At 67.4% G+C, this 25201-nt stretch carries 26 protein-coding genes and 1 tRNA gene; 12 read left to right on the top strand and 15 right to left on the bottom strand.

What is annotated here, in order from left to right; genetic code table 11:
- The first annotated feature begins 122 nt into the window (after nucleotides 1–122).
- From HD841_RS10290 to HD841_RS10275, 4 genes are all read left to right on the top strand, one after another.
- Nucleotides 123–1715 carry a long-chain-fatty-acid--CoA ligase gene (locus tag HD841_RS10290; RefSeq protein ID WP_373562995.1) on the top strand — a complete coding sequence of 531 codons (1593 nt, stop codon included), beginning with the start codon at nucleotides 123–125 and terminating at the stop codon, nucleotides 1713–1715.
- A gap of 36 nt (nucleotides 1716–1751) precedes the next feature.
- Complete coding sequence (locus HD841_RS10285) at nucleotides 1752–2162, top strand: MerR family transcriptional regulator (RefSeq protein ID WP_373562994.1); 411 nt, start codon at nucleotides 1752–1754, stop codon at nucleotides 2160–2162.
- 144 nt (nucleotides 2163–2306) lie between these two features.
- Complete coding sequence (gene pdhA / locus HD841_RS10280; protein WP_179508734.1) at nucleotides 2307–3347, top strand: pyruvate dehydrogenase (acetyl-transferring) E1 component subunit alpha; 1041 nt, start codon at nucleotides 2307–2309, stop codon at nucleotides 3345–3347.
- A gap of 1 nt (nucleotide 3348) precedes the next feature.
- Nucleotides 3349–4770, top strand: coding sequence for a pyruvate dehydrogenase complex E1 component subunit beta (locus HD841_RS10275; protein ID WP_179508733.1), 1422 nt, complete (start codon nucleotides 3349–3351; stop codon nucleotides 4768–4770).
- A gap of 139 nt (nucleotides 4771–4909) precedes the next feature.
- On the opposite strand, the gene HD841_RS10270 is transcribed toward HD841_RS10275, so the two are convergent.
- From HD841_RS10270 to HD841_RS10260, 3 genes are read right to left on the bottom strand one after another with little or no spacing between them, the layout of a single operon-like run.
- Nucleotides 4910–5623, bottom strand: a complete 714-nt coding sequence (locus HD841_RS10270) for a TadE/TadG family type IV pilus assembly protein (RefSeq protein WP_179508732.1) — start codon at nucleotides 5621–5623, stop codon at nucleotides 4910–4912.
- A complete protein-coding gene (locus HD841_RS10265; RefSeq protein ID WP_257015401.1) occupies nucleotides 5614–6222 on the bottom strand; it encodes a TadE/TadG family type IV pilus assembly protein in 609 nt (202 codons plus the stop codon). The genes HD841_RS10270 and HD841_RS10265 overlap by 10 nt, the downstream gene beginning before the upstream one ends.
- Nucleotides 6223–6230: 8 nt before the next feature.
- Entirely contained in the window at nucleotides 6231–8072 is a 1842-nt protein-coding gene (locus HD841_RS10260) for a TadE/TadG family type IV pilus assembly protein (RefSeq protein WP_179508876.1), read from the bottom strand.
- A gap of 169 nt (nucleotides 8073–8241) precedes the next feature.
- Between HD841_RS10260 and HD841_RS10255 the strand changes: the two genes are divergently transcribed.
- Nucleotides 8242–8898, top strand: coding sequence for a squalene/phytoene synthase family protein (locus HD841_RS10255; protein ID WP_179508730.1), 657 nt, complete (start codon nucleotides 8242–8244; stop codon nucleotides 8896–8898).
- A gap of 55 nt (nucleotides 8899–8953) precedes the next feature.
- Nucleotides 8954–9424, top strand: a complete 471-nt coding sequence (locus HD841_RS10250) for an EF-hand domain-containing protein (protein ID WP_373562987.1) — start codon at nucleotides 8954–8956, stop codon at nucleotides 9422–9424.
- Here the strand turns inward: HD841_RS10250 and trmFO are convergent.
- Nucleotides 9357–10727 carry a methylenetetrahydrofolate--tRNA-(uracil(54)-C(5))-methyltransferase (FADH(2)-oxidizing) TrmFO gene (gene trmFO, locus HD841_RS10245; protein WP_179508729.1) on the bottom strand — a complete coding sequence of 457 codons (1371 nt, stop codon included), beginning with the start codon at nucleotides 10725–10727 and terminating at the stop codon, nucleotides 9357–9359. The genes HD841_RS10250 and trmFO overlap by 68 nt on opposite strands.
- Nucleotides 10728–10816: 89 nt before the next feature.
- On the opposite strand from trmFO, the gene HD841_RS10240 reads away from it, so the two are divergent.
- Nucleotides 10817–11251: a DUF488 domain-containing protein gene (locus HD841_RS10240; RefSeq protein ID WP_179508728.1), complete on the top strand. Its 435-nt coding sequence runs from the start codon at nucleotides 10817–10819 to the stop codon at nucleotides 11249–11251.
- 848 nt (nucleotides 11252–12099) lie between these two features.
- Here HD841_RS10240 and HD841_RS10235 read toward each other — a convergent pair.
- The 6 genes from HD841_RS10235 to HD841_RS10210 all read right to left on the bottom strand — a co-directional run bounded on the left by HD841_RS10235 (nucleotide 12100) and on the right by HD841_RS10210 (nucleotide 18036).
- Nucleotides 12100–12175 (bottom strand) — tRNA-Lys (locus HD841_RS10235).
- Nucleotides 12176–12291: 116 nt separating this feature from the next.
- Entirely contained in the window at nucleotides 12292–13401 is a 1110-nt protein-coding gene (rodA, locus tag HD841_RS10230) for a rod shape-determining protein RodA (protein WP_179508727.1), read from the bottom strand.
- Nucleotides 13398–15497 (bottom strand): penicillin-binding protein 2, encoded by a 2100-nt coding sequence (mrdA, locus tag HD841_RS10225; protein ID WP_179508874.1) that lies wholly within the window; start codon nucleotides 15495–15497, stop codon nucleotides 13398–13400. Before mrdA ends, rodA begins: the two co-directional genes overlap by 4 nt.
- The gene (mreD, locus tag HD841_RS10220) at nucleotides 15497–16021 is read right to left on the bottom strand and encodes a rod shape-determining protein MreD (RefSeq protein WP_179508726.1); all 525 of its coding nucleotides are present in this window, start codon (nucleotides 16019–16021) and stop codon (nucleotides 15497–15499) included. The genes mrdA and mreD overlap by 1 nt, the downstream gene beginning before the upstream one ends.
- Before the next feature lie 17 nt (nucleotides 16022–16038).
- Entirely contained in the window at nucleotides 16039–16953 is a 915-nt protein-coding gene (gene mreC, locus HD841_RS10215) for a rod shape-determining protein MreC (protein WP_179508725.1), read from the bottom strand.
- Nucleotides 16954–16995: 42 nt separating this feature from the next.
- Nucleotides 16996–18036 (bottom strand): rod shape-determining protein, encoded by a 1041-nt coding sequence (locus tag HD841_RS10210; protein WP_037531054.1) that lies wholly within the window; start codon nucleotides 18034–18036, stop codon nucleotides 16996–16998.
- Between the two features lie 142 nt (nucleotides 18037–18178).
- On the opposite strand from HD841_RS10210, the gene mutL reads away from it, so the two are divergent.
- Nucleotides 18179–20026, top strand: coding sequence for a DNA mismatch repair endonuclease MutL (mutL, locus tag HD841_RS10205; protein WP_179508724.1), 1848 nt, complete (start codon nucleotides 18179–18181; stop codon nucleotides 20024–20026).
- On the opposite strand, the gene HD841_RS10200 is transcribed toward mutL, so the two are convergent.
- The 5 genes from HD841_RS10200 to HD841_RS10180 form a co-directional block, all read right to left on the bottom strand.
- The gene (locus tag HD841_RS10200) at nucleotides 19935–20402 is read right to left on the bottom strand and encodes a hypothetical protein (RefSeq protein ID WP_179508723.1); all 468 of its coding nucleotides are present in this window, start codon (nucleotides 20400–20402) and stop codon (nucleotides 19935–19937) included. The genes mutL and HD841_RS10200 overlap by 92 nt on opposite strands.
- A 165-nt stretch (nucleotides 20403–20567) precedes the next feature.
- Nucleotides 20568–21170, bottom strand: coding sequence for a 50S ribosomal protein L9 (gene rplI, locus HD841_RS10195; protein WP_179508722.1), 603 nt, complete (start codon nucleotides 21168–21170; stop codon nucleotides 20568–20570).
- A gap of 12 nt (nucleotides 21171–21182) precedes the next feature.
- Nucleotides 21183–21407, bottom strand: a complete 225-nt coding sequence (gene rpsR / locus HD841_RS10190) for a 30S ribosomal protein S18 (RefSeq protein ID WP_007403456.1) — start codon at nucleotides 21405–21407, stop codon at nucleotides 21183–21185.
- Nucleotides 21407–21838: a 30S ribosomal protein S6 gene (gene rpsF / locus HD841_RS10185; RefSeq protein ID WP_179508873.1), complete on the bottom strand. Its 432-nt coding sequence runs from the start codon at nucleotides 21836–21838 to the stop codon at nucleotides 21407–21409. The genes rpsR and rpsF overlap by 1 nt, the downstream gene beginning before the upstream one ends.
- A 152-nt stretch (nucleotides 21839–21990) precedes the next feature.
- Nucleotides 21991–22362, bottom strand: coding sequence for an RcnB family protein (locus HD841_RS10180; RefSeq protein WP_179508721.1), 372 nt, complete (start codon nucleotides 22360–22362; stop codon nucleotides 21991–21993).
- A 193-nt stretch (nucleotides 22363–22555) separates the two neighbouring features.
- Here HD841_RS10180 and fabD point away from each other — a divergent pair, with 193 nt between their 5' ends.
- The 4 genes from fabD to HD841_RS10160 all read left to right on the top strand — a co-directional run bounded on the left by fabD (nucleotide 22556) and on the right by HD841_RS10160 (nucleotide 25067).
- Nucleotides 22556–23515, top strand: a complete 960-nt coding sequence (gene fabD, locus HD841_RS10175) for an ACP S-malonyltransferase (RefSeq protein ID WP_179508720.1) — start codon at nucleotides 22556–22558, stop codon at nucleotides 23513–23515.
- 31 nt (nucleotides 23516–23546) lie between these two features.
- Nucleotides 23547–23972 (top strand): GxxExxY protein, encoded by a 426-nt coding sequence (locus tag HD841_RS10170; RefSeq protein ID WP_179508719.1) that lies wholly within the window; start codon nucleotides 23547–23549, stop codon nucleotides 23970–23972.
- Between the two features lies 1 nt (nucleotide 23973).
- Nucleotides 23974–24714, top strand: a complete 741-nt coding sequence (gene fabG / locus HD841_RS10165) for a 3-oxoacyl-[acyl-carrier-protein] reductase (protein ID WP_179508718.1) — start codon at nucleotides 23974–23976, stop codon at nucleotides 24712–24714.
- Between the two features lie 116 nt (nucleotides 24715–24830).
- Nucleotides 24831–25067: an acyl carrier protein gene (locus tag HD841_RS10160; RefSeq protein ID WP_019515010.1), complete on the top strand. Its 237-nt coding sequence runs from the start codon at nucleotides 24831–24833 to the stop codon at nucleotides 25065–25067.
- Nucleotides 25068–25201: the final 134 nt, after the last annotated feature.

Here is a 25201-nt window from a genome sequence, read left to right as displayed (position 1 = left end):
TATGATGAGAGGATGCACGGATGAGCGACGACGCGAGCCGAGACACCAGCACGACGATCATGCCGTCGCTCGCGATCCAGCATGGTGTGCCGCTGGCCGCGCATCCGCGGTTGCTCGGTGACATGCTCGACCGGTCGGTCCTGCGCTTTCCCGATCGGCCGGCGGTCGACTTCATGGGCCGGATCACCACCTGGGGCGCGCTCGGCGCCGATGTCGATCGCGCCGCCGCCGCGTTGCAGGCGCTCGGGGTGGTCAAGGGCACCCGCGTCGCGCTCTGCCTGCCCAATACGCCTTATTATCCGGTGCTGTTCTACGCGACGCTCAAGGCCGGCGGGATCGTCGTCAACGTCAACCCGCTCTACGTCGAGCGCGAGCTGACCCATTTGATCGAGGATTCGGGCGCGGAGATCATCGTCACCTGCGACATCGCCGAGATCCAGGCGCGCGTGATCAAGGTCGCCGGCGAGACCGGCATCCGCCACGTCATCAGCTGCCCGATCGCCGACGTGCTGCCGGGCCTCAAGAAGTTCGGCTACAAACTGGTCAAGCGCAAGGAGATCGGTCGCGCTCCGGCGAGCGACCGCCACCTCTATTATGCCGACTTCATGAAGAAGGGCGGCACGCCGCAGCCGGTCGCGGTCGATCCGCACGAGGTGGCGGTGCTGCAATATACCGGCGGCACCACCGGCACGCCCAAGGCGGCGATGCTCAGCCACGCCAATATCGTCGCCAATACCGATGCGATGCTGGTGCATTGCGGCGGCGAGGTGCCCGAGCAGGATCGCGTGCTCGGCGTGCTGCCGCTGTTCCACGTCTTCGCGCTGACCAACGTGCTGACCTTCTCGACTCTGGTCGCCGCGGAGATGATCCTGCTGCCGCGCTTCGAGCTGAAGCAGCTGCTGGCGACGATCAAGCGCACCCGGCCGACCTATTTCCCCGCGGTGCCGACGATCTACAATGCGCTCGCCAACCTGCCGGCCGAGCAGCGCCCCGATCTGTCGGCGATCAAGGTCTGCATCTCGGGCGGCGCGCCGCTGCCGGTCGAGGTCCGCCACGCCTTCGAGGCGAATACCGGCGCCAAGCTGGTCGAGGGCTATGGGCTGTCGGAGGCGTCGCCGATCATCACCTGCAACCCGTTCGAGGGGGTGAACAAGGAAGGCTCCGCCGGCCTGCCGTTTCCCGGCACGACGATCGAGATCCGCGACCGCGAGGACCCGACCCGCATCGTGCCCGCCGGCGAGAAGGGCGAGATCTGCGCCCGCGGGCCGCAGGTCATGTCGGGCTATTGGCACAAGCCCGCCGAGACCGCGGCGGCGTTCGCCGACGGCGCGCTGCGCACCGGCGATGTCGGCTATCTCGATGCCGACGGGTATCTGTTCATCGTCGACCGGATCAAGGACATGATCCTGTGCGGCGGCTACAACGTCTATCCGCGCGTGATTGAGGAAGCGCTCTACGAACATCCCGCGGTGGTCGAGGCGGTGGTGATCGGCGTCGCCGACGCGCATCGCGGCCAGGCGCCCAAGGCCTTCGTCGTGCTCAACCCGCCCGGCGCGGCGACCGCGGCCGAACTGCGCGACTTCCTGCGCGACAAGATCAGCAAGATCGAACTGCCGCGCGAGGTTGAAATCCGCGACACGCTGCCCAAAACCTTGATCGGCAAGCTGTCCAAGAAGGAACTGGTCGCGGAAGAGCAGGCCAAGGCGGCGCGATAAGCCGTCGGCCGGGTAGCGCGTATGGGGGAGCGGATGATGGACGAAGGCGGAGACCTGCAAGGGATCCAGGAGGTGGCCGACATGCTCGGCATCACCCCCCGGACGTTGCGATTCTATGAGGACAAGGGGCTGATCGAGCCGTCCCGCATCGGGACGACGCGCGTCTATCGCCGGCGCGAGATCGCGCGGATGCAGTTGATCCTGCGCGGCAAGCGGCTCGGCTTCTCGCTGACCGATATCGCCGAATTCCTCGACCTCTACGATGCCGACCCGCAGCATCTCGAACAGATGCGCGCGCTCGCCGCGCGGGTGCGCCAGCGGATCACCGAGCTGGAGCAGCAACGCGACACGCTCGACCAGACGCTCGCCGACCTCGCCAAGCTGGAGGGCGAGGCGCTCGCCCGCGTCCACGCGCACGAGCCCGAAGGGCGCCGCGCCGCGGGGTGAATCCGCGTTCCGACTCAACGGGACGCGGCGTCGGCGCCCGGCATCGGTCCGCGACCGCGCGACCTTCTTGCCTCAGGGAATTGATGTTCGGGCAGAAGGGGGACTATAGGCAGCGCCACATCCCCAGGACCGTTGAGGTAATACGTGGCCAAATCGCCTGCTCCTCCCGCCGTACCGCTCACCAATCGCGAGCGTCCCGCCGATCCCAAGCCGTTCGAGGCGACCAAGGAGCAACTGCTCGATTTCTACAAGCACATGCTGCTGATCCGCCGGTTCGAGGAAAAGGCCGGTCAGCTGTATGGCCTGGGTTTCATCGGCGGCTTCTGCCACCTCTACATCGGCCAGGAAGCGGTCGCGGTCGGCCTGCAGTCGGCGCTGGACGGCGAGAAGGATTCGGTGATCACCGGCTATCGCGACCATGGCCACATGCTCGCCTATGGCATCGACCCCAAGGTCATCATGGCCGAGCTGACCGGCCGTGCCGCCGGCATCAGCCGCGGCAAGGGCGGCTCGATGCACATGTTCTCGACCGAGCATAAATTCTACGGCGGCCATGGCATCGTCGGCGCGCAGGTGTCGCTCGGCACCGGCCTCGCCTTCGGCCACAAGTACAGCAACGACGGTGGCGTCTGCCTCGCCTATTTCGGCGACGGCGCGGCCAACCAGGGCCAGGTGTACGAGAGCTTCAACATGGCCGAGCTGTGGAAGCTGCCGATCATCTTCGTGATCGAGAACAACCAATACGCCATGGGCACCAGCGTCAACCGCGCCTCGGCCGAGGACCAGCTCTATCGCCGCGGCGAGAGCTTCCGCATCCCCGGCATCCAGGTCGACGGCATGGACGTGCTCGCCTGCCGCGGTGCCGCCGAGGAGGCGCTCGCCTGGGTGCGCGCCGGCAAGGGTCCGGTCATCCTCGAGATGAAGACCTATCGCTATCGCGGCCATTCCATGTCCGACCCCGCCAAATATCGCAGCCGCGAGGAAGTGCAGGGGGTGCGCGACAAGTCCGATCCGATCGAGCACGTCAAGAAGCTGCTCGATGCGCAGGGCGTGACCGAGGCCGACCTCAAGACCATCGAACAAGAGATCCGCAAGACCGTGAACGAAGCCGCCGATTTCGCCGAGAGCACGCCCGAGCCCGATGAGGCCGAGCTGTATACCGACGTGCTGGTGGAGACGTACTGAGATGGCAATCGAGATCAAGATGCCCGCGCTGTCCCCCACGATGGAGGAGGGCACGCTCGCCAAATGGCTCGTCAAGGAGGGCGACACCGTCAAGTCCGGCGACATCATGGCCGAGATCGAGACCGACAAGGCGACGATGGAATTCGAAGCCGTCGATGAAGGCACGATCGGCAAGATCGTTATCGCCGAGGGCACCGACAACGTGAAGGTCGGCGACGTCATCGCCGTCCTGCTCGAGGATGGCGAGAGCGCCGACGCCGCCACCACGACCGGCGCGCGCGCCGGCGAGGGCGCCAATCCCGCCCCGAAGAACGCGCCGACCGACACGGCCTCGCCGCCCATCCCGGAGGGCGCCGCGGCGGCCGAGCAGGAGAGCGGCACACAGAAGCTGGTCGCCGCCGCCGAGAAGAAGGGCGTGACCGACCCGGCCATCCCCGCCGGTACCGAGATGGTGAAGACCACCGTCCGCGAAGCGCTGCGCGACGCGATGGCGGAGGAGATGCGCAAGGACGACCGCGTCTTCGTGATGGGCGAGGAAGTCGCGCAATATCAGGGCGCCTACAAGGTCACCCAGGGGCTGCTCGAGGAGTTCGGGGACCGCCGCGTCATCGACACGCCGATCACCGAATACGGCTTTGCCGGCGTCGGCACCGGCGCGGCGATGGGCGGCCTCAAGCCGATCATCGAATTCATGACGTTCAACTTCGCCATGCAGGCGATCGACCACATCATCAATTCGGCGGCCAAGACCAATTACATGTCCGGCGGCCAGATGCGCTGCCCGATCGTGTTCCGCGGCCCCAACGGCGCGGCGAGCCGCGTCGGCGCGCAGCACAGCCAGAACTATGCGCCCTGGTATGCCTCGGTCCCTGGCCTGATCGTGATCGCGCCCTATGACGCGGCCGATGCCAAGGGGCTGCTCAAGGCGGCGATCCGCTCGGAAGACCCGGTCGTGTTCCTCGAGAACGAGCTGATGTACGGCCGCTCGTTCGAGGTGCCCAAGCTCGACGATTACGTCCTGCCGATCGGCAAGGCGCGGATCATGCGCGAGGGCAAGCACGTCACTTTGGTGAGCTATTCGATCGGCGTCGGCCTCGCGCTCGAAGCCGCCGAGACGCTGGCGGCCGAGGGCATCGAGGCGGAGGTCATCGACCTGCGCACGCTGCGCCCGCTCGACAAGGACACGGTGCTCAAGAGCCTCGCCAAGACCAACCGCCTCGTGGTGGTCGAAGAGGGCTGGCCGACCTGCTCGATCGCGTCGGAGATCACCGCGATCGTGATGGAAGAGGCGTTCGACGACCTCGACGCCCCGGTGCTGCGCGTCACCAACGAGGACGTGCCGCTGCCCTACGCCGCCAACCTCGAGAAGAAGGCGCTGATCGACGCCAAGCGCGTCGTCGCCACGGTGAAGAAGATCGTGTGATCCGGGTGGCGAACCTTCGCCCGATGGGATCCCGATCGGGGCCCACCGGGCGGAGGTTCGCTGCCGACGGTGGCGGCGGACAAGCCGAGATGCGGGGTGAGGGACGACTGTTCCGCCCTCCGGACGCGCGAGACGTTCCTCAGGTTTTGAAGATGTTGCAGGTCGACGGCGTCTCGGCGTTCAGTGGGTTGTAGATCTGCCGGAAGTCGCGGTTGTTGCGCACGATCATCGATGCGACGTAGTGCATGCGGAACGGCTTGGCCAACCAGCCGCCGACGATCGGCTGATACTCGTAGTTGAGTTCGACGAAGATCAAACCATAGCCGGCCGGCGCGTTGACCATGCGGCCTGGATCACCCATGCCGGTCAGCGCCGGCGTGCCGGCATTCGCCAACGTTGCCGTGGTGCCCGCACTTGGCGGAGCCGTTCCATAGCTCGACGTGTATGCGGCACCATTCTTGAGGCCCATACAGCGCTGCCAGTGGATGCGCTGGATCGGCGCCAGATCGTAGCTCTGCTGGATGTTCTCCAGGCTGGATATCGTCATCCGGCCGTAGGTGCCCAGCTTGATGCCGGCCCCTTGCAGCCGTGCCGCCTGCAACACGTCGTTCATGTCGGCTTCGCCCATCTGCTCGATGTTCGACGGCTGCATCTGCCCCATACGCGAGGCATTGTCGGCGGCGGTCAGCGCGATTTGACTGATCCGCAAATGGGTCAGCGCCTGGTTGCCGATCTCGGCACCGTAGAGGCCTAGCATCAGAACCAGCGGTGCGCCCAGCGCGAATTCGATCAGCGCGACGCCGCGCCGATCAGAGGCAAGCCGGCGAGCCGGCATCAGACGCGTCAATTGCATAGCGTGACGGCCGTTGGCGTCGCCTGGGTGGCGTAGGGCTGGTTCTTGAGCAGGGTCTGCACGCTGACCGTCTGGTTGCTGCTGACGCCGAGTAGCCGTGCGACTGGGAACAGGCGCAGATAGGTGATCCGCATCGTATAGAGGGTCACGTCGTTGGCGCCACCCTGGCCGGCGATGCCCGCGTCGGCGTCCCAGTTGGTGTTGCCGTTGACGTCGGTATAGCATTCGCCGGGGTCGCGCTGGTTGTTGCCGTTCTGGTCGACGAACGGCTCCGGTCCGACCGCGCTGAAGGTCGCGTAGCTCGACCGGGTCGAGCAATAGGTGCCGGTCGCCGGTTTGACGGCGCAGGAGGCGACCGGTTTGCGCATGATCGATGCCAAGGTCGTCAGGACTTTGGCGTCGATCGCGTCCGTCTGTTGGGCGCCACCCTGGATCGCGGAGTCGCGCGCCGCCTTCTGCACCGCGCCGTTCAGCATCTCCTTGACGTACATCTGGTACAGGATGTCGCCGAGCCCCATCATCATCAGGATCATCACCGGCGCGACAAGGCTGAATTCCACCGCGGTCACGCCGCGGCGGTCGCGAACGGTGCGTCGCAACGCCCCGGTCATTTGGAGATCCGCAACATGGCCACCTGGCTCGCGATCTTGCGGAAGGCGGCGGTTAACGACGCGTTGTCGCTTGCGTAGAAGGCCTGCCCCGGCGAGGCGCATTGTGTGAGTTCCGGGGTCAGCGTCTGAGCAAAACCGATGACGAAAACGTTGATGTTGCGCGCCTTGGCCGCCGCACATTCGGCAAGGAAGCGCGCATTGTGGCGGTCCTTCAACGAAGCGAAATTGCCTGCGGACACACGCTTGTCGGACTGTTCGAAGCCGTACATGCCATAATTGGTCTGATTGACCTGCATGTCGCCGTCGGTCATGAAAACGATGTTGCGTTTGGGGGCCGGCCGGCCCGGCCATGCCGCGGTATCGGCGGCAAAAATGCCATTCGGCGAGATCATCCGCGTTCCCCAGATCATGCCGACGTCGTGATAGGTGCCGCCTGCCGCGCGAAAGTCCGGGGCATTGACATAGGCAAGCAACTGATCTCGCGTCAGCGGCGCCAACTTTTGCACGGGCTTGCCGCACGAAACGTAGCCGCTCTTGACGCTGTCGGCGGCGCCGACGTTGTTATAGTCGCTGGTGTCGTCGACGGTGAGCCTCGCGCCGCGATCGTAGATCTGCTCGGGCCACATCGGTTTCCACTGGCTGTCGATGCTGCTCGGGATCAGATCGGGATCGAGATCGGGGGGCAAGTTGTTGATGTCGAAGCTCGTGCTTGCCGTTGTCTGGCGCTCCTCGATGCAACCCTGCCAACGATTGAGCGCCCTGCCGATCTTGCTCGGATCCTGCACCCCGACGCCGGTGGTCAAGCTGGCGACATAGCCGGTGATATCCGCGGGCCACTCCTGGTAGCGCCAGATCGGCGCCAGTTGCTGGGTTGAGACAACACAGGTGCCGATCGTCTGCGAAAAGAAGTTGGGTACCCAGCGCACCGTCCGGTTCACGGCGTTGCCGCTGGCGTCATAGGGATAGGTGGTGTTGCCGTATTTGTCCGAGCCCGTCGCGGGCACACGCCCTGCAAGGCCGTTGCACGTGGCTGACGTCACGTTGAACGTATATGTCGTATTGGGGTCGGTCCCGTTCGAGACATCCCCGACCACGCGGCGTGTCTGATAATGCCAGTCGGTAGGAAAATACTGGGGCTTGAGCACCGCACCGGCGTTTACGGTCGAAGAATAGGGCACGATGCCATAGCGGACATGCGTCGACGCGTCGGTGTTATCTTCGACCGTGTCGAAGAAGCTCATCACCGCGCTCCGCAGCGCGACGATCTTGGACGAAGACTTCTCCTGATAGCTGTACCCGGTCGAGCCGTCGGCGCGGGTATAGGTGACCGAGGTCAGGGAGCATGTCGGTTCCCATGGGGCGCAGACCATCGATCCTGTCGTGTCGAGCACGAAGACGACGTCGGTATCGGGGGTGTCGTAGCGCGCCTCGCAGGTGACGGTCAGCGTGCGTGACGGCATGCCGAACATCTTCATGATCGTCATCGGGACGGTGGTGGTGGCGGTGCCAGCGACCTGATTATCGGCGGTCTTGGTCGGGGTGAACGGCACGTTGAGCGCCGTGAACGCCGGCGTGCCCATGAGGCCGCTGGGGAAGTTGTTGGCGAAGAAGGTCTGGGCCTGGGTCGTCGCGACGGGGTCAAGCGTCGACAGGCTGGTGTCGACCATGAACTTGCGTCCGGCGAGCACACCGGCGTCGCACGCCTGTTGCAGCCGCGCCTTGACCAGATACAGCCGGCCGATATCGACCGCAGATCCGGTGAGCGCGGACAGGGGGATCAGAAAGATGGCGAGCATCGCCAGCGTGTTGCCGCCCTTGGCCCGCGCCAGTCGTGCCATGAACGACGGCGTCCGTTCCTTACGTTGCGCTCGCCCAAACCACTTCGTCACGACCGTCCCGTCATCTAGAAATCCACCTGCAATTACAGGCTATTCCTTATGATTTCGTCTCCAACGGCGGCGTTGCGGGCTTGCCACGATGCCGGCGCGCGGGCAGCGCACGTCCGTTATGACCGAAACGCCTTTTCCCAACCGACCCGACCGCGCGCTGCTGTTCGCGGCGCTGCCGGCGGCGGCGCGGCCGCCGATGCAGGCGCTCTTTGCGCTCGACGCGCGGCTGGCCGGGATCGTGCGGGCGACGCGCGAGCCCATCGTCGGGCAGATGCGGCTGACCTGGTGGCATGATGCGCTGACCAAGCTCGACAGCGCGCCGGCGCCCGCCGAGCCGCTGCTGCGCGACGTGCAGCACCAACTGCTCCCGGCGGGCGTGACCGGCGCGCGGCTCGCCGGGATGATCGATGGCTGGGAGGAACTGATCGTGTCCGATCCGCTCGCCGCCGATACGCTGCTGCGCCATGCCGAGGCGCGCGGGGCCGGGCTGTTCGCGGCGGCGGGTGTGGTGCTCGGCGCCGACTCGCCGCTGCTCGCGCCGGCCGGACGGGGCTGGGCGCTTGCCGATCTGGCCGGGCATCTGTCCGCACCCGCCGCCGCTGCGCTGGCGGCAGACTCGGCACACTCGGAGTTCACGCAAGCCTTTTCAGCGGCTTGGCCGGCACGATTGCGCCCGATCGGCATGTTGAGCCTGATCGCGCGGCTCGATGCCAGCAATGGAACGCCCTTGGCCAAGACATTGAAGGTGGGACGGTTTCGGTTGACCGGCCGCTGAACACTTGCGGATGCCCGCCGCGCTGCTAGCCTGATCTTGCGAAGGGGGACGGGCGGTGTGGCGATATCTGGCGATCGGTGCGGCGTTACTGGCGGCGGCAGGCGGCGGCGCGATGCTGTTCGGCGGAACGAGCCGGCAGGCGCTGCTGCCCGCGCAACCCGCCGCACAGGCGACCGGCGCGACCCCGTCCGACCCCGCCACCAGCGACCCCGTGCCCGAAGCGTCGGAGGCGACGCGCGAACAGAAGCGCTTCGCGCGCTACGATCGGGATCAGGACGGCAAGGTCACGCGCGACGAATATCTCGCCAACAGGCGCAAGGCGTTCGCCAAGCTGGACGCCAATGGCGACGGGCGGCTCGACTTCGACGAATGGGCGGCCAAGGCGACCGCCAAGTTCGTCGCTGCCGATCGCGACAAATCCGGCGCGATGGATGCCGCCGAATTCGCCACCACCGCGGTCAAGCGGAAGCCATCGTCTCGGTCGAAATGTCCGCCTCCGGCTGCGGCGCCGGCTGAGGAGAGCTGAGCCAGCCGGCGAAGGCGGTGCGCGCGCGATCGGTGTACATGCGCTTGCGATCGGCCTTCTTGGTGCGGCCGGGGATCGGCGGCATCAGCCCGAAATTGACGTTCATCGGCTGATAGGTATCAGCCTCGGCGCCGCCGGTGATATGGCCGAGCAGCGCGCCGAGCGCGGTCTCGATCGGTGGTGGCGCGAGCGTCTCACCCGCCAGGTCCGCTGCGGCGAAGCGGCCGGCAAGCAGGCCGATCGCCGCGCTCTCGATATAGCCCTCACATCCAGTGATCTGCCCGGCGAAGCGCAGATGCGGCCGCGACTTCAGTCGCAACGTCGGATCGAGCAAGTCGGGCGAGCGGATGAAGGTGTTGCGGTGCAGCCCGCCCAGGCGCGCGAATTCGGCATTCTGGAGCCCGGGGATGGTGCGGAACAGCCGCACCTGTTCGGCGTGCTTCAGCTTGGTCTGGAACCCGACGATGTTCCACAGCGTGCCCTGCGCATTGTCCTGGCGCAGCTGCACCACGGCATAGGGCCAGCGGCCGGTGCGCGGATTGTCGAGCCCGACCGGTTTCATCGGGCCGTAGCGCAGCGTGTCGAGCCCGCGCTCCGCCATCACCTCGATCGGCATGCAGCCTTCGAAATAGGGCGTGTCCTTTTCCCAGTCCTTGAACTCGGTCTTCTCGCCGGCGAGCAAGGCGGCGTGGAAGGCGAGATATTGCTCCTTGTCCATCGGGCAATTGATGTAATCGGCCTCGCCCTTGTCCCAGCGCGACGCCTTCCACGCGATATCCATGTCGATCGTGTCGGCGTGGACGATCGGGGCGAGCGCGTCGAAGAAGGCGAGCGCTTCGGCGCCGGTGGCGCCGCCGATCGCCTGCGCCAGCCCGGGCGCGGTGAGCGGCCCGGTGGCGAGGATCGCCGGCCCCTCCGGCAGCGCGTCGATCCGCTCGCGCACGAGGGTGACGTTGGGATGCTCGGCGAGCGCCGCGGTGACGCCGGCCGAATAGCCATCGCGGTCGACCGCCAGCGCCGATCCGGCGGGGACGCGATGCGCATCCGCCTGGCGCATGATCAGCGAGCCCATCGCGCGCATCTCCTGGTGCAGCAGCCCAACCGCATTGGCCTCGGCATCGTCGGAGCGGAAGCTGTTCGAGCAGACCAGTTCGGCGAGGTGGTCGGTCTGGTGTGCGGGGGTGCGCTCGCCCGAGCCGCGCATCTCCGACAGGCGGACGCGAAAGCCCGCCTCGGCGAGCTGCCAGGCGGCTTCCGACCCGGCGAGGCCGCCGCCGACGATGTGGATATGATGCGTGGTCATGGACATGCTGCCGTGTGGAATGGGGGAGGGGAGGCCGGCTCCGGTCGGCCCCTATACCGGCAAGCGCCGGCGATGCCTACATGGGGCCGATGACCACAGTGTACACGATCGGCTACGAAGCCACGACGATGGCGGACTTTCTCGCGGCGCTCCAGCGCGCGGGCGTGGCGCGGGTGATCGACGTGCGCGCGCTGCCGCTGTCGCGCCGACCGGGCTTTTCCAAATCGTCGCTGGCGGCGAGCCTTGCCGAGGCGGGGATCGATTATGTCCACCTGAAGGCGCTCGGCACGCCCAAGCGCGGCCGGGACGCGGCGAAGAAGGGTGACGTCGCGACGCTGGAGGCGGTGTATGAGGAGCAACTCGAACTGCCCGAAGCGCAGGCGGCCGCGGCGATCATGCTCGGCCTCGCCGCGGAAAAGCCGAGCGCATTGCTCTGCTATGAACGCGATCCGCAGCATTGCCACCGCACGCTCCTGCTCGACGCGGTGGGCGAGGGGGCGGAGGTGGTCGACCTCTATGCGTAAGGAGGATAATCCTTAGGCCGACGGGCGCGACCGCACGTTTCGCTCGACCTCCGTTTTCAGCCTGCGGAGCCATGCCGTATTGGCTTGTCCAAGTTTTCGATCGTTGGTGCGGCAACCCGAGCAACGTCTCGGGCGCGACCGGGCTGGCGAACTGCTCGATAACGGCGGCCGGCGAATTACGTCGGTATCGATCACACGGGTGACAACCCCGACCACGTTGGAGCAACCACTCGAGTCCGCGCGGCCCGAAGGTGAAGTGGTCTGAAGCTCGCCTATGGCAGGGGGAGAGCCTGCCTGAAGGTGGGCAAACCTGCTGCCCATCATCTTGTGCAGGTTTTTGGGCGGCAACGCGCCAGTTTTCATATGCCTCCAGCGCACGGTCAGCTTTGCGCGAGAACACGCTGCCCTTGCCCTTGCCCTCCCCGCGGCCGCACGCCTTGTGCTTCTGCGACGCGTCGAGTGCCTCGTCTGCGCTTTTGGTCGCTACGATCCACGCATCGTCGAACGCTCTCTTGAGAGTGTCCAGTTCCTTCTACCGCGCGCCAGTGCGGCAGATGGGCTTCCAGTCCATGGCAAGCGCTGCCGCGCTGTCGTTCGAATGCTGCCAGCGCGTCTGGGACGCGTTCGGATATGAGGACGCCGAGGGACAGGAGCATCACGGGATCGAGTGGGGCGGCTATGAGCCGGGCAAGCAGATCGCGCTGGTGCAGTCGAAGACCGGCAACTCGGTGGCCCTGCCGCTGACGATCGAGGTGAGCGGTGAGATCGTGCGCCTCTACCCTGACCTCGAGGACGAGCTCGCGCGCACACCGCCTTCGTCAAATGCTACGGTTTTCTGCGCTGGAGAATGGTGGACGCACTTGGGCTCGAACCAAGGACCCGCTGATTAAGAGTCAGCTGCTCTACCAACTGAGCTATGCGTCCATGACTTGGCCTGTGTGGTGGCGCTTTGGAGAGGCGCCGGCCCCGTCGGGAGGCGGCCAATTAGCAGTCGTGCCGCAGGTTGCAAACCCTTTTTTGCACCTGCGGCATTTTTTCTCTCACCAGCGCAGCGCACGCCGGTTCTGGCGGTCGATCGACATCAGGATGCCGATGCAGAGCAGCACCGTCATCTGCGCCGAACTGCCGAAGCTGACGAGGGGCAGGGGGATGCCGACCACCGGCGCCAGGCCCATCACCATCGCCAGATTGATCGCGACGTAGAAGAAGATCGTCGTCGCCAACCCCGCAGCGGTAAGACGCGAGAACCGGCTCGTCGCCTGCTGGCCGACGTTGACGCCCCAGCGCACCACCAGGATGAAGGCGAGGATCAGCAGGCAGCCGCCGACCAGGCCCCATTCCTCCGCCATCGTCGCGAAGACGAAGTCGGTGTGCCCCTCGGGCAGGTAATCGAGGTGGCTCTGCGTGCCGTTGAGGAAGCCCTTGCCCCAGATGCCGCCCGAGCCGATCGCGATCTTCGACTGGCTGATGTGATAGCCGGTGCGCAGCGGGTCGCTCTCGGGGTCGAGGAAGATCAGCACGCGGTTGCGCTGATAATCGTGCAGCACGTAATTGAAGGCGAGCGGCGCGGCGATCGCCAGCGCGAGCGCACCGCCGATGAACAGGCGCATCGGCACGCCCGCCAGGAACATCACGACGACCCCGCCGCCGCAGACCATCAGCGCGGTGCCGAGATCGGGTTGTTTGGCGATCAGCGCCGCGGGGATGCCGATCAGCAGCGCGGCGGGCCAGATCGCGCCGAACCGCCGCGTCTCGTTGGGCGGCAGCATGTCGTAGAAGCGCGCGCAGGCAAGCACGATCGCCGGTTTCATGAACTCCGACGGTTGCAGCTTGATGCCGACGTCGAGCCAGCGCTGGCTGCCGCCACGGACCGCGCCGACCAGCTCGACCAGCACCAGCGCGATGACGATCACGACATAGGCGGGCAGCGCCGAGGATTTCCAGATGCGCTCGGGCACGTAGGAGATGGCGAGCGCGGCGCCGAGCAGCACGAAGAAGCGGATGCCCTGCGACAGCGCCCAGGGATGCACCGAGCCGCCTGCGGCGGAATAGAGCACGACCTGACCGAAGGCGCCGATCGCCACCACCAGCGCGATGACGCGCCAGGGCTGGCGCGCGATCGGTTCGGGGACGATGCGGCTGCGGGTCATGGTTCGGTCCGTTCGGTCGTGCCATCCTCGGCGACGGTGTCGCCGCCCGCGCCGGGGGCGGCGAGCGCCGCCTGCGTCCGGTTGGCGAGGTCGGTCGCCGCTTCGACCGCGTCCGAATCGCTCGGCACGGTGGCGTCGGTCTTGGTCGCGTTGGCGGCGGGCGGCGGCGCGTGGGCGGCGCGATAGTCCGCCGCCTGCGCCGCCATGCGGGTGGCGATGTCGCCGCCCCAGGTCGGTTCGACATCGGCGAGGCTCTTCATCGCGCGCTCGCGGTCGAACAGATAGGTCATCGTGTCGCGGGCGATCATCGGCGTGTCGAGGTTGCGGACGGTGTGGCCATTGTGTTCGAGCACCACCGCCATCGCGTAGCGCGGGTTGTCGGCAGGGGCGAAGCCGACGAACAGCGCGTGGTCGCGCATCTTGAACGGCAATTGCCCGTTCTTGATCACGCCGGTGCTGCGCCGTTCGGCCATGGTGATGCGGCGGACCTGCGCGGTGCCCGTCTTGCCGGCGATTGCGACGCCCGGCACCAGCAGCCGCGCCGCGCCGCCGGTGCCGCCCTGGTTGACGACGCCGTACATCGCGTCGCGGACGATCGCGAGATGGTCGGAGTCGACGGCCAGCGCCGGGGCGTCGAGATGCACCTGATTGGCGAGCAGGCTTGGCTGGAGCGTACGGCCCGAGGCGATGCGCGCCGCCATCACCGCGAGCTGGAGCGGATTGGCGAGCACATAGCCCTGGCCGATCGACGCGTTGAGGCCGTCGGCGACGGTCCAGTTCTGCTTGTACTTGCGCAGCTTCCATTCGGAATCGGGGACGGTGCCATAGCGTTGGGTGGCGATCGGCAGGTCGAATTTCTGGCCGAGCCCGACCATCCGCGCGACCGGCGCGATCTTGTCGTAGCCGAGGCGGCGGATCATCTCGTAGAAATAGATGTCGCAGCTCTGCTCGATCGCGCCCTTGAGGTCGAGCGGGCCATGGCCGCCCTTCTTGTGGCAATGGAAGATGCCGGTGCCGACCCGCAGCGCGCCCGAGCAGACGATGCGGTCGTGCGCGCCGACGCCGGCGGCGAGCAGCGCGAGGCCGTTCATCGGCTTCACCGTCGAACCCGGCGGATACAGGCCCTGCGTCACCTTGTTCATCAGCGGCACGTGGTCGTCGTCGGACAGCATCTTCCATTCGAGATGGCTGATCCCGTCGGAGAAGCTGTTGGGGTCGTAGGCGGGCATCGACACCATCGCCAGCATCTCGCCGGTGCGGCAGTCGATCACCACGGTCGAGCCCGAATTGGTGCCGAGCCGGCGCGCGGCATATTCCTGCAAGCCCGCATCGATCGTCAGCCGCTGCGTCTTGCCGGGGACGTCGGCGCGGGTCGGCAGCTCGGCGACGACCTTGCCGCGCGCGGTCACCTCGACGCGCTTGGCGCCGGGGGTGCCGCGTAATTGCGCCTCGAGCTGCTTTTCGAGGCCATCCTTGCCGAGCTTGAAGCCAGGGGTGACGAGCAGCGGGTCGCGCGTCTTCTTGAACTGCTCGGCATTGGCGGCGCCGACATAGCCGGTGAGGTGCGCCACCGCCGCGCCGGCGGGATAGGCGCGCGCGAAGCCGCGGGTCGGCGCGACGCCAGGCAGTTCGGGCTGGCGCAGGCTGATCGCGGCGAACCGGTCCCAGCTGATGTTCTCGGCGACCTGGACGGGCTGGAAACCGGCCGCGCCCTTGAGGTCGATCTTGATCCGCTCGACGTCGTCCGCGGTCAGGTCGAGCAGCCGCGCGAGCAGGCCGAGCACACGGTCGCGACCGGCGTCGCCGCCCTCCAGCCGGTCGGGGATGATGTCGATGCGGAAATCGGTGCGGTTGTTGGCGATCGGCGCGCCGTGGCGGTCGATGATCCAGCCGCGCCGCGGCGGGATCATCGTCAGGTTGACGCGGTTGCTCTCGGCAAGGAGATTGTATTTCTCGTTCTGCGCGATCGCCAGCCAGCCCATCCGCGCGGCGAGCAGCACGCCGACCCCGGCCTGCGCCGTGCCGAGCAGCCAGGCCCGGCGCGAGAAGCTGTAGGTCTGCATCGCCTCGGTGACGATCTTGGGCGAGCGGCGCATCATGCGGCATCGCCCCGCTTGCGGTCGATCCAGGCGACCATGCGGACCGCCAGGGGGAAGAGCATCACGGTCATCACGATCTGCGCCAATAGCACGGGATCGACATGCGCGCCGAGGGGCAGCGCGATCCAGCGGCCGACGGTGAGGCAGAAGGCGATCGCGCCGCTGGCGATCAACCAGTCCTGCCAGAAATCGCGGAACACGAGCCGCTGCTCGATCAGGTCGATGGCGATGAAGCAGAGCGACCAGAGCAGCACCGCCGAGCCGAGCGGCTGGCCGCTGACCAGATCGTCGAACAGGCCGAGCGGCGCCGCCGCCCATGGCCGCAGCGCGAAACGGGCGAGCAGCCGCCAGGTGAGCAGCAGCAGCAGCCCGAGCGGCGGCATCAGCGCGAGGCTGGCGACGACCGGCACCACCGCCGTGACCGCGGAGGCGCCGAGCACGCTCATCCACGGCAGCGCGCGGGCGCGGCCGGGCGGCAGCGGCAGTTCGAAGGGGCGATAGTCGATGGTGTAGCGGGACATGCGCGCCTCTCGCCCGCTCAGCGCGCTGGCGCGGGCGTGGCCGGCGTCGCGGGGGGTGGTGCGGCCGCGCGCGGCGGTCGGGGTGGCGGCAACGGCATGAACGGCCGTTCGACCAATGCGAAGTCGAGCGCGTCGGGCGCGGCGAAGGGCACGGCGAGCACGCTGTCGGCACCATTGGCCTCGACCTGTGCGACCGGGACGCCGGGCGCGTAGAGGCCGCCGGTGCCCGAGGTGACGAACATGTCGCCGGCCCGGAAGCGGACGTTGGCGGCGTTGACCGAGCGGATGTCGACGCGGCCGTCGCCGCGGCCGGCAGCGATCGCCGGCATGCCGTCGCGGGTGCGGCGGACCGGCACCAGGCTGTCGGGATCCGTGACCAGCAGCACGCGCGCGGCGAGCGGCCCCGATTCGAGCACGCGCCCGACCAGCCCCTCGGGCCCGCGCACCGGCATGCCCGGCGTCACGCCCTGGACGCGCCCGGCGTCGAGCAGCGCGAAGCGGCGGCCGCTCGATGCGGTCGAGCCGACCAGCCGCGCCGCAACGACGGGTTCGGGCGTGCGGTCGCGCACCGCGAGCAGCGCGCGCAGGCGGCGATTGTCATAGGCGATGATCCGCGCCCGGGTCAGCATCGCCCGGTAACGCTTGGTCTCGGCGCGCAGTTCAGCGTTCTCGCCATGGACGTGGATCCAGGTGCCGATCGCCCTGGGCACCGACGCGACCGCGTCGACGCCGGCGTCGAGGACGCTGGCGACGGGCGCGGTCAGGCTGGCCACCGCCATCCGCGCGGCGCTGAACGCCGGCGGATTGAAGATGGAGGCGACGAGCAATGCGGCACCGACCACCGCACCCGCCACTGCGAGCACGTAGCCGAAGAACGCACTATACTGCCGTCGCCGCGAGAAACCCGTGCGACGGTCGCGGGCAGGCGCCATGCGCCGATGTCCCCCCGTCTCGTGTGAAAGAATGCCCTTGGCTTAGCCGGTCTGCAGCACGCCGCGGAACATCGGATCCTCCAGCGCGCGGCCGGTGCCGAGCGCGACACAGGTCAGCGGGTCTTCGGCGACGGTGACCGGCAGGCCGGTCTCGTCGCGCAGCACCTCGTCCAGCCCTTCGAGCAGCGCGCCGCCGCCGGTGAGCACGATGCCCTGGTCGACGATGTCGGCGGCGAGTTCGGGCGCGGTATTCTCGAGCGCGACGCGCACGCCCTCGACGATCGTCGCGACCGGTTCGCTCAGCGCCTCGGCGATCTGGCCCTGGTTGATCTGGATCTCCTTCGGCACGCCGTTGACGAGGTCACGGCCCTTGACGAAGATGATCTTGCCGATGCCGTCGGCAGGCGGGCGCGCGATGCCGACTTCCTGCTTGATCCGCTCGGCCGTCGATTCGCCGATCAGCAGATTGTGGTTGCGGCGGACATAGCTGACGATCGCCTCGTCCATTTTGTCGCCGCCGACGCGCACCGACGTCGTATAGGCAAGGCCGCGCAGCGACAGCACCGCCACCTCGGTGGTGCCGCCGCCGATGTCGACGACCATCGAGCCGATCGGCTCGGTCACCGGCATGTCGGCGCCGATCGCGGCGGCCATCGGCTCCTCGATCAGATAGACCTGGCTCGCGCCGGCGTTGGACGCGGCGTCGCGGATCGCGCGGCGCTCGACCTTGGTCGATCCCGAGGGCACGCAGATCACGATCTCGGGCCAGCGGGCGAACTTGCGCGGGCCGTGCACCTTGCGGATGAAGTGCTTGATCATCTCTTCCGCGACGTCGATGTCGGCGATGACGCCGTCGCGCAGCGGCCGGATCGCCTCGATCGAGCCCGGCGTCTTGCCCATCATCAGCTTGGCATCGTCACCGACCGCCTTGACCCGGCGCACGCCGTTGATCGTCTCGACCGCCACCACCGAAGGCTCGTTGAGCACGATCCCGCGGCCGCGGACATAGACCAACGTGTTCGCCGTGCCGAGATCGATCGCCATGTCGTGCGACATGAATTTGAAGAAGCGGGGTAATGCCATCGGGCGCTAGGTTCCGTATGCGGGACGCGTGTTCGAGACACAGGGGTTCCATGAGATCCGCCGCAGACCGTGGGGTCACGAAGTTCGTCACGTCTAGCGGAGGGGCTCGCGGGATGCGTTCGCTTGGTATAGAGCTTGCGCGGTGTCAATACGCCGTCTGCCTGAACATCTCGTCAACCGTATCGCTGCCGGTGAAGTGGTGGAAAGGCCCGCCAGCGCGTTGAAGGAACTGGTGGAGAATGCGATCGACGCGGGGGCCTCGCGGATCGCGATAACCCTTTCCGAAGGCGGCCTTTCCCGCATCGAGGTGGCTGACGACGGCTGCGGCATGACCCCCGCCGACATGGCTTTGGCGCTCGAACGGCACGCCACGTCGAAACTGCCGGATTCGCTGGTCGGCGACGAGGGCGCGATCGAAATGGTCGCGACGCTCGGCTTCCGGGGCGAGGCGCTGCCGTCGATCGCCAGCGTCGCGCGGCTGACGATCGAGAGCCGAATCGCCGGCGCGGAAGGCTGGGCGCGGACCGTCGACAATGGCGCGCTGGTCCGCGAGGGCCCCGCCGCGCTGCCGCCGGGGACGCGGGTGATCGTCGAGGGGCTGTTCGGGCGGGTGCCCGCGCGGCGCAAGTTCCTGCGTTCGCCGCGCGCCGAATATGCCGCCTGCCTCGACGCGGTGCGGCGGCTGGCGATGGCGCGTTGCGACATCGCCTTCACGCTCGAACACGACGGCCGGCGCGCGCTGGCGGTGACGCAGGCGGAGGAGCGGCCGGCGCGCGTCGCGGCGCTAACCGATCGCGCGCTCGCCGACAATGCGGTGCCGATCGACCTGGAGCGGCCGACCGACGCCGGGCCGTTGGTGCTCGGCGGGGTGGCGAGCATTCCGACCTACAATCGCGGCGTCGCCGATCATCAATATCTGTTCGTCAACGGCCGGCCGGTGCGCGACCGGTTGCTGATGGGCGCGATCCGCGGCGCCTATGCCGAGATGCTGCCGCGCGACCGCCATGCGGTGGTGGCGCTGTTCCTCGACGTGCCGGCGAGCGAGGTCGACGTCAACGTCCATCCCGCGAAGACCGAGGTGCGTTTCCGCGATCCGGCGCTGGTGCGCGGACTGATCGTCTCGGGGCTGCGGCGGGCGCTCGATGCCGCGGGGCATCGCAGCGTGCAGCGGCCAAGCGAAGACGCGTTGCAGATGTGGCAGACGCAAAGTCCGGCAAGTTCCCCGCCGTTGGGGGCAGCCGGCTGGCTAGGCTCCCAGCCTGACCTGAACCCGTCGGGATACGGTTTACCGGTTGCTCCCGAAGGAGAGGCGCTCTCCGGGCGCGTGCGCGACTATCGGCCGACCTTCTTCACCGTGCCGCCCGCCGCGCGTGCGGAACCGGCCTGGGCGCCGCCGCCGCAGACCGCGTCGCATCCGCTCGGCGTCGCGCGCGGACAGGTCGCCAAGACCTATATCGTCGCCGAGGCGGAGGACGGGCTGGTGCTCGTCGATCAGCATGCCGCGCATGAACGGCTGGTGCTCGAACGGATGCGCGCCGCGCTTGCCGGCGGGCGGATCGCGTCGCAGGCGCTGCTGATCCCCGAGGTCGTCGAGCTGGAGGAGCCGGCCTGCGACCGGCTCGAGGCGCGGGCCGACGAACTCGCCGAACTCGGCCTCGACCTCGAACGGTTCGGGCCGACCGCGATGCTGGTGCGCGCGACGCCGGCGCTGCTCGGTCAGGCCGATCCGACGGTGCTGGTCACCGATCTGGCGGACGAACTCGCCGCCTTCGATCAGGCGCTGTCGCTGCGCGAACGGCTCGATGCGGTGGCGGGGACGATGGCCTGCCATGGCTCGGTACGGGCAGGGCGGGTGCTCGGCGTCGCCGAGATGAACGCCCTGCTCCGCGAGATGGAGGCTACGCCGCATTCGGGCCAGTGCAACCATGGTCGCCCGACATGGGTGAAGCTGGCGCATGGCGATATTGAAAAACTGTTTGGGCGCCGATGACCGAATCCTCGAACAGCCACGCCTCGGCGGCGGTGCGTTCGGCAAAATAGCCGACGCCGGTGCGCCCCGGCTCGGGCAGGCGACGCATCTGCTGGCGCGACAGCGACATGCCGACGACGAAGGCGAGGCGGCGCGAATGCAGCGTCGGATCGCGCACGATGCCTGCGAACGCCTCGACCACCTCGCGGCTCTGGATGCGCATGCCTGCCGCGTCGGTCAGCGTGAGGTGCTGGTTGGGACCGCAATGGAGCAGGCCCAGCGCCTCCCGATAGGCGTCGCGCAGCGCATCGACGTCCTCCACGAGGTAGAAGCCCGCGATGGTGAGGGTGACGAGGTGACGCAGAGGGTCGACGGCGATGCTGAACCTGGCTGGCATTAATCGGTCCATAACGGTCCAGATGTTTCGCAGGTGTTAACGCGTTGATTAACAGGCGCGTTTTAGGCGCAGGCGCATGAACGCCGCGGGAGCGGGGCGGAAACGAAAGAGGCCGCCCGGATCGCTCCGGACGGCCTCTTGCTGATCGGTCGCGTGACGCGGGGCTCAGCCCTGCGCCGGCTCCTCGTCGGCACGGTCGGCCTGCACTTCGGCAGTCGCGCCCGGCTCGGCGTTGGGATCGTAATCCTCGGTGAAGCCGGCCTCGTCGCGCTCGAACATCGACGACATGACGTCGACGCCCGATGCCTGCATCTCGGCCTCTTCCGGCGAGCGTGCGACGTTGACCTTGACCGCCACGGTGACCTCGGGGTGCAGCGCGACGCGCACGTCGTACAGGCCGATCGACTTGATCGGCTTGTCGAGCACGACCTGGCTCTTGGTGACCTTGTGGCCGTCGGCGACGAGCGCCTCGACCAGATCGCGGACCGCGACCGAACCATAGAGCTGGCCGGTGTTCGACGCCTGACGGATCAGGGTGACGCTCGCGTCCTTGAACGAGACCGCTTCCTTCTCGGCTTCGCCGCGACGGTTGGCGTTCTCGCTCTCGATGCGGGCGCGGTTCGCCTCGAACACCTTGCGGTTGGCTTCGTTGGCGCGCAGCGCCTTCTTGTTCGGCAGCAGGAAGTTGCGGGCGAACCCGTCCTTGACCTTCACCACGTCGCCGATGGCGCCGAGCTTCTCGACGCGCTCAAGCAGAATGACGTCCATGTTTCGGACTCCTTACTTAACGACGTAGGGCAGCAGGCCCAGGTGACGGGCGCGCTTGATCGCCTGGGCGAGCTCGCGCTGCTTCTTGGCGCTCACCGAGGTGATGCGCGACGGCACGATCTTGCCACGCTCGGACACGAAGCCCTGGAGCAGACGGACGTCCTTATAGTCGATCCGCGGCGCATCCTTGGCGCTGAACGGGCACGACTTGCGGCGGCGGAAAAACGGGCGAGCCATTATGCGGCCTCCTCTTCACGGTCACGACGGGGGCCACGGTCCGGACGATCGCCACGCGGGCCGCCGTCACGGCCACCCTCGCGGTCGCCACGACGCTCGCGATCGCGCTCCTGCTTGCGCATCATCACGGTCGGACCCTCTTCCAGCGCATCGACCTTGACGGTCATGTAGCGGATGACGTCTTCGTTGATCTGCGTCTGGCGCTCCAGCTCGGCGATCACGGTGCCGGGGGCATCGATCTCGAGCATCACGTAATGCGCCTTGCGGTTCTTGGCGATGCGATACGCCAGGCTGCGCAGGCCCCAGGTCTCCGTCTTGACGACGCGACCGTTGTTGTCTTCGATGATCTTGGTGGCGTTTTCCGCCAGTGCATCCACCTGCGCCTGTGCCAAATCCTGGCGCGCAAGGAACACGTGCTCGTACAGAGCCATGCCTTTTCCTTCGTTGGCCGATCGCTGACGCCGCCCCATGCGACGCCCCTCCGACTGTCGTCTCGAACATAAAACCGGGGCGGAGAGACTGGCTCTCCACCCCGGATGACGGTCTCATACGCCTCCTGCCCGAAAAGGCAAGGGCGGACGGATCAGCGGAACGAGCGCTGGATCACGCGGACCACGGTGCCGTTGTCGCGGACGAGGACCGCGTCATTGCCCGAGCGGGCCCAATAGGCGCCACGCGGCGGGGCGGCGAGGCGATAGGTGCGATAATCGCGGACGACGCGATAGTTGGTGGCGTAGCGGCGGTCGAAGCGCTGGCCGGTGCGCCAGTTGCGCGGGCCGCCGTGGCGATCGTTGCGGACGACGGTACGCTGGGTGACGACGGTGCGGCCGTTCGGACGCTCCTTGACCGTGGTGACGGTGCGCTCGCGCTGCACGGGCGCGGCGTCGGCCGCGGCGAGCGCCATCGGGCTGGCGACCAGGGTGGCGGCGATCGCGCTCAGGATCAGCTTCTTCATTGTAAACACTCCCATTCATGTACCGGCGCCGTTGCCAGCGTCGACACAAGAGATAGGCGCGACATGTCGCACACCTCTCTCGCCGATCCCTGAAAACGGTCGCAAGGTGTCGCAACTCCAAGAGGTTCGTTCAGGTTGCGTGGGGACCGCAGCGGCCCTAGTGGCGCGCTCCTGTTGTTAGAGGAGACGCGCGATGCGGGCATTCATCTTCCCCGGCCAGGGCAGTCAGGCAGTCGGTATGGGCAAGGCGCTGGCCGAGGCGAGCCCCGTGGCCCGCGAGGTGTTCGGCGAGGTCGACGAGGCGCTGGGCCAGCATCTGTTCCGCCTGATGGCGGAGGGACCGGGCGAGGACCTGCAGCTCACCGCCAATGCACAGCCGGCGATCATGGCCAATGCCATCGCCACGTTGCGCGTCGCCGAGCGTGAGGGCGGCATCCGCCTTGCCGACAAGGCCGATTACGTCGCCGGGCACAGCCTCGGCGAATATGGCGCATTGTGCGCGGCGGGGGCGTTCGATCTCGCGACGACCGCACGGCTGCTGCGCCTGCGTGGGCAGGCGATGCAGGCGGCGGTGCCGGTCGGCGAGGGGGCGATGGCGGCGCTGCTCGGTGCCGATCTCGCCAAGGCGGAGGCGATCGCGGCCGCTGCGATAGCGGCGGTCGCGGCGGACGGCGGCGGCGACCTCGTCTGCACCGTCGCCAACGACAACGATCCGTCACAGGTGGTGATTTCCGGCCATCGCGCCGCGATCGAGCGCGCGGTCGCGCTGGCGAAGGAACATGGCGCCAAGCGCGCGGTGCTGCTGCCGGTCTCCGCGCCGTTCCACTGCCCGCTGATGCAGCCCGCCGCCGACGCGATGCAGGCCGCGCTCGCCGAGGCCCGCATCGCGGCGCCGCTGGTGCCGGTCTATGCCAATGTCGATGCGGCGCCGATCGCCGATCCCGACGCGATCCGCGCCGCGCTGGTCCGCCAGGTGACGGGCATGGTGCGCTGGCGCGAATCGGTGCTGGCGATGGCCGAGGCAGGGGTGACGCAGTTCGTCGAATTCGGCGGCAAGGTCCTCGCCCCGATGGTCAAGCGCATCGCTCCCGACGTCGAAGCGACCAGCGTCGTGACAATGGACGACATCGAGGATTTGCTAAAGAAGATGTGATGTTCACGCGAAGGCGCAAAGGCGCGAAGAGATGGATCTTGAAGCGGCGGCGGCCGATGTCATCGATGTATCCCTGCGGCTTCACCGGCAGTTGGGTCCGGGCCTGCTCGAAAGCGTCTACGAAACCGTTCTTGCGGCTAAGCTCGCGGCATTGGGTTATGTCGTGGGACGGCAGCGCCCAATCGCTATCGATTTCGAAGGGCTGCATTTCGATGCCGCATTCCGTATCGATCTCATCATCAATGACCGCTTGTTGGTCGAGATAAAATCGGTCGAGCGGCTGAATGCCGCTCATGCTAAGCAATTGCTGACATACCTTCGGCTCACCCGGCAGCCCCTGGGTTTGCTCCTGAATTTCGGTGGCGAGACGTTGAGAGAGGGCATCCGTCGCGTCGTTAACGGCCACACCCCCTTTGCGCCTTCGCGCCTTCGCGTGAACAAAAATTTCGGAGACTAACATGTTCGATCTGACAGGCATGACCGCGCTGGTGACCGGCGCTTCGGGGGGCATCGGGTCCGCCATCGCCAAGGCGCTGGCCGGGCAGGGGGCGCGGCTCGCGGTGTCGGGGTCCAATGCCGACAAGCTCGAGGCGTTTCGCGCCGGGCTGGGCGGGGAGCATGTCGCCGTGCCGTGCGACCTGTCGGATGCCGCCGCCGTCGATGCGCTCGTGCCGCAGGCGGTGCAGGCATTGGGCGGGCGGCTTGATATCCTCGTCAACAATGCCGGCGTGACGCGCGACAATCTGGCGATGCGGATGAAGGACGACGAATGGGATCAGGTGATCCGCGTCAACCTGGAAGCCGCCTTCCGCCTCGTCCGCGCCGCCGCCAAGCCGATGATGAAGCAGCGCTTCGGCCGCGTCGTCTCGATCACCTCGGTGGTCGGGCAGACCGGCAATCCCGGCCAGGCGAATTATGCCGCGTCCAAGGCGGGGCTCGTCGGTATGTCGAAGGCGCTGGCGCAGGAACTCGCCAGCCGCAACATCACCGTCAATTGCGTCGCCCCCGGCTTCATCCGCTCGGCGATGACCGACGTGCTGCCCGAGGCGCAGAAGACCGCGCTGCTCGGCCGGATTCCGGCCGGCGACCTGGGCACCGGCGAGGACATCGGTGCCGCGGTCGTGTACCTTGCCAGCCGCGAGGCGGGATATGTCACCGGCCAGACCTTGCACGTTAACGGCGGCATGGCCATGATCTAGGCAGGTTGGGGCTGATCGCAACGATCGACCTTAACAGACGCTTGCCACCCGAACCGCCCCGTTCTACGGGCGTTCAGGAAGAACGAAACACCCCCAAAGCGAAGAGGGATTATACCATGAGCGAGACCGCCGACCGCGTGAAGAAGATCGTCGTCGAGCATCTCGGCGTCGAAGCCGACAAGGTGACCGAGGACGCGAGCTTCATCGACGACCTGGGTGCCGACAGCCTCGACATCGTCGAGCTCGTCATGGCGTTCGAGGAAGAGTTCGGGGTCGAAATCCCTGACGATGCCGCCGAGAAGATCACGACCGTCAAGGACGCGATCACCTATATCGACGAGCATAAGGGCTGAGCCTTCGGCTTGCCCGCGCCCGCTGAGGGCCGGATCTGAACGGCTCCCCGTCCCCGGGTAATGTGGGCGGGGGGCCGTTTTTCGTAATAGCCGCCCGTCCTTCTGGGTGGCGCCGTGTTGGATGGAATGGAGTA

The organism is Sphingomonas melonis, assembly GCF_013409985.1.
GTDB lineage: Bacteria > Pseudomonadota > Alphaproteobacteria > Sphingomonadales > Sphingomonadaceae > Sphingomonas > Sphingomonas melonis_A.
The sequence above is the reverse complement of the archived record's forward strand: the minus strand, read 5'-3'. Positions and strand labels throughout refer to the sequence as shown.

What these genes read in the sequence shown, in the direction of transcription:
- HD841_RS10290 (WP_373562995.1), top strand. Translation starts at nt 123, where the DNA reads ATGCTCGACCGGTCGGTCCTGCGCTTTCCCGATCGGCCGGCGGTCGAC.
- HD841_RS10285 (WP_373562994.1), top strand. Translation starts at nt 1,752, where the DNA reads ATGGACGAAGGCGGAGACCTGCAAGGGATCCAGGAGGTGGCCGACATG.
- HD841_RS10275 (WP_179508733.1), top strand. Translation starts at nt 3,349, where the DNA reads ATGGCAATCGAGATCAAGATGCCCGCGCTGTCCCCCACGATGGAGGAG.
- HD841_RS10270 (WP_179508732.1), bottom strand. Translation starts at nt 5,623, where the DNA reads ATGCAATTGACGCGTCTGATGCCGGCTCGCCGGCTTGCCTCTGATCGG.
- HD841_RS10260 (WP_179508876.1), bottom strand. Translation starts at nt 8,072, where the DNA reads ATGGCACGACTGGCGCGGGCCAAGGGCGGCAACACGCTGGCGATGCTC.
- HD841_RS10255 (WP_179508730.1), top strand. Translation starts at nt 8,242, where the DNA reads ATGACCGAAACGCCTTTTCCCAACCGACCCGACCGCGCGCTGCTGTTC.
- trmFO (WP_179508729.1), bottom strand. Translation starts at nt 10,727, where the DNA reads ATGACCACGCATCATATCCACATCGTCGGCGGCGGCCTCGCCGGGTCG.
- HD841_RS10240 (WP_179508728.1), top strand. Translation starts at nt 10,817, where the DNA reads ATGACCACAGTGTACACGATCGGCTACGAAGCCACGACGATGGCGGAC.
- rodA (WP_179508727.1), bottom strand. Translation starts at nt 13,401, where the DNA reads ATGACCCGCAGCCGCATCGTCCCCGAACCGATCGCGCGCCAGCCCTGG.
- mrdA (WP_179508874.1), bottom strand. Translation starts at nt 15,497, where the DNA reads ATGCGCCGCTCGCCCAAGATCGTCACCGAGGCGATGCAGACCTACAGC.
- mreD (WP_179508726.1), bottom strand. Translation starts at nt 16,021, where the DNA reads ATGTCCCGCTACACCATCGACTATCGCCCCTTCGAACTGCCGCTGCCG.
- mreC (WP_179508725.1), bottom strand. Translation starts at nt 16,953, where the DNA reads ATGGCGCCTGCCCGCGACCGTCGCACGGGTTTCTCGCGGCGACGGCAG.
- HD841_RS10210 (WP_037531054.1), bottom strand. Translation starts at nt 18,036, where the DNA reads ATGGCATTACCCCGCTTCTTCAAATTCATGTCGCACGACATGGCGATC.
- HD841_RS10200 (WP_179508723.1), bottom strand. Translation starts at nt 20,402, where the DNA reads ATGCCAGCCAGGTTCAGCATCGCCGTCGACCCTCTGCGTCACCTCGTC.
- rplI (WP_179508722.1), bottom strand. Translation starts at nt 21,170, where the DNA reads ATGGACGTCATTCTGCTTGAGCGCGTCGAGAAGCTCGGCGCCATCGGC.
- rpsR (WP_007403456.1), bottom strand. Translation starts at nt 21,407, where the DNA reads ATGGCTCGCCCGTTTTTCCGCCGCCGCAAGTCGTGCCCGTTCAGCGCC.
- rpsF (WP_179508873.1), bottom strand. Translation starts at nt 21,838, where the DNA reads ATGGCTCTGTACGAGCACGTGTTCCTTGCGCGCCAGGATTTGGCACAG.
- HD841_RS10180 (WP_179508721.1), bottom strand. Translation starts at nt 22,362, where the DNA reads ATGAAGAAGCTGATCCTGAGCGCGATCGCCGCCACCCTGGTCGCCAGC.
- fabD (WP_179508720.1), top strand. Translation starts at nt 22,556, where the DNA reads ATGCGGGCATTCATCTTCCCCGGCCAGGGCAGTCAGGCAGTCGGTATG.
- HD841_RS10170 (WP_179508719.1), top strand. Translation starts at nt 23,547, where the DNA reads ATGGATCTTGAAGCGGCGGCGGCCGATGTCATCGATGTATCCCTGCGG.
- fabG (WP_179508718.1), top strand. Translation starts at nt 23,974, where the DNA reads ATGTTCGATCTGACAGGCATGACCGCGCTGGTGACCGGCGCTTCGGGG.
- HD841_RS10160 (WP_019515010.1), top strand. Translation starts at nt 24,831, where the DNA reads ATGAGCGAGACCGCCGACCGCGTGAAGAAGATCGTCGTCGAGCATCTC.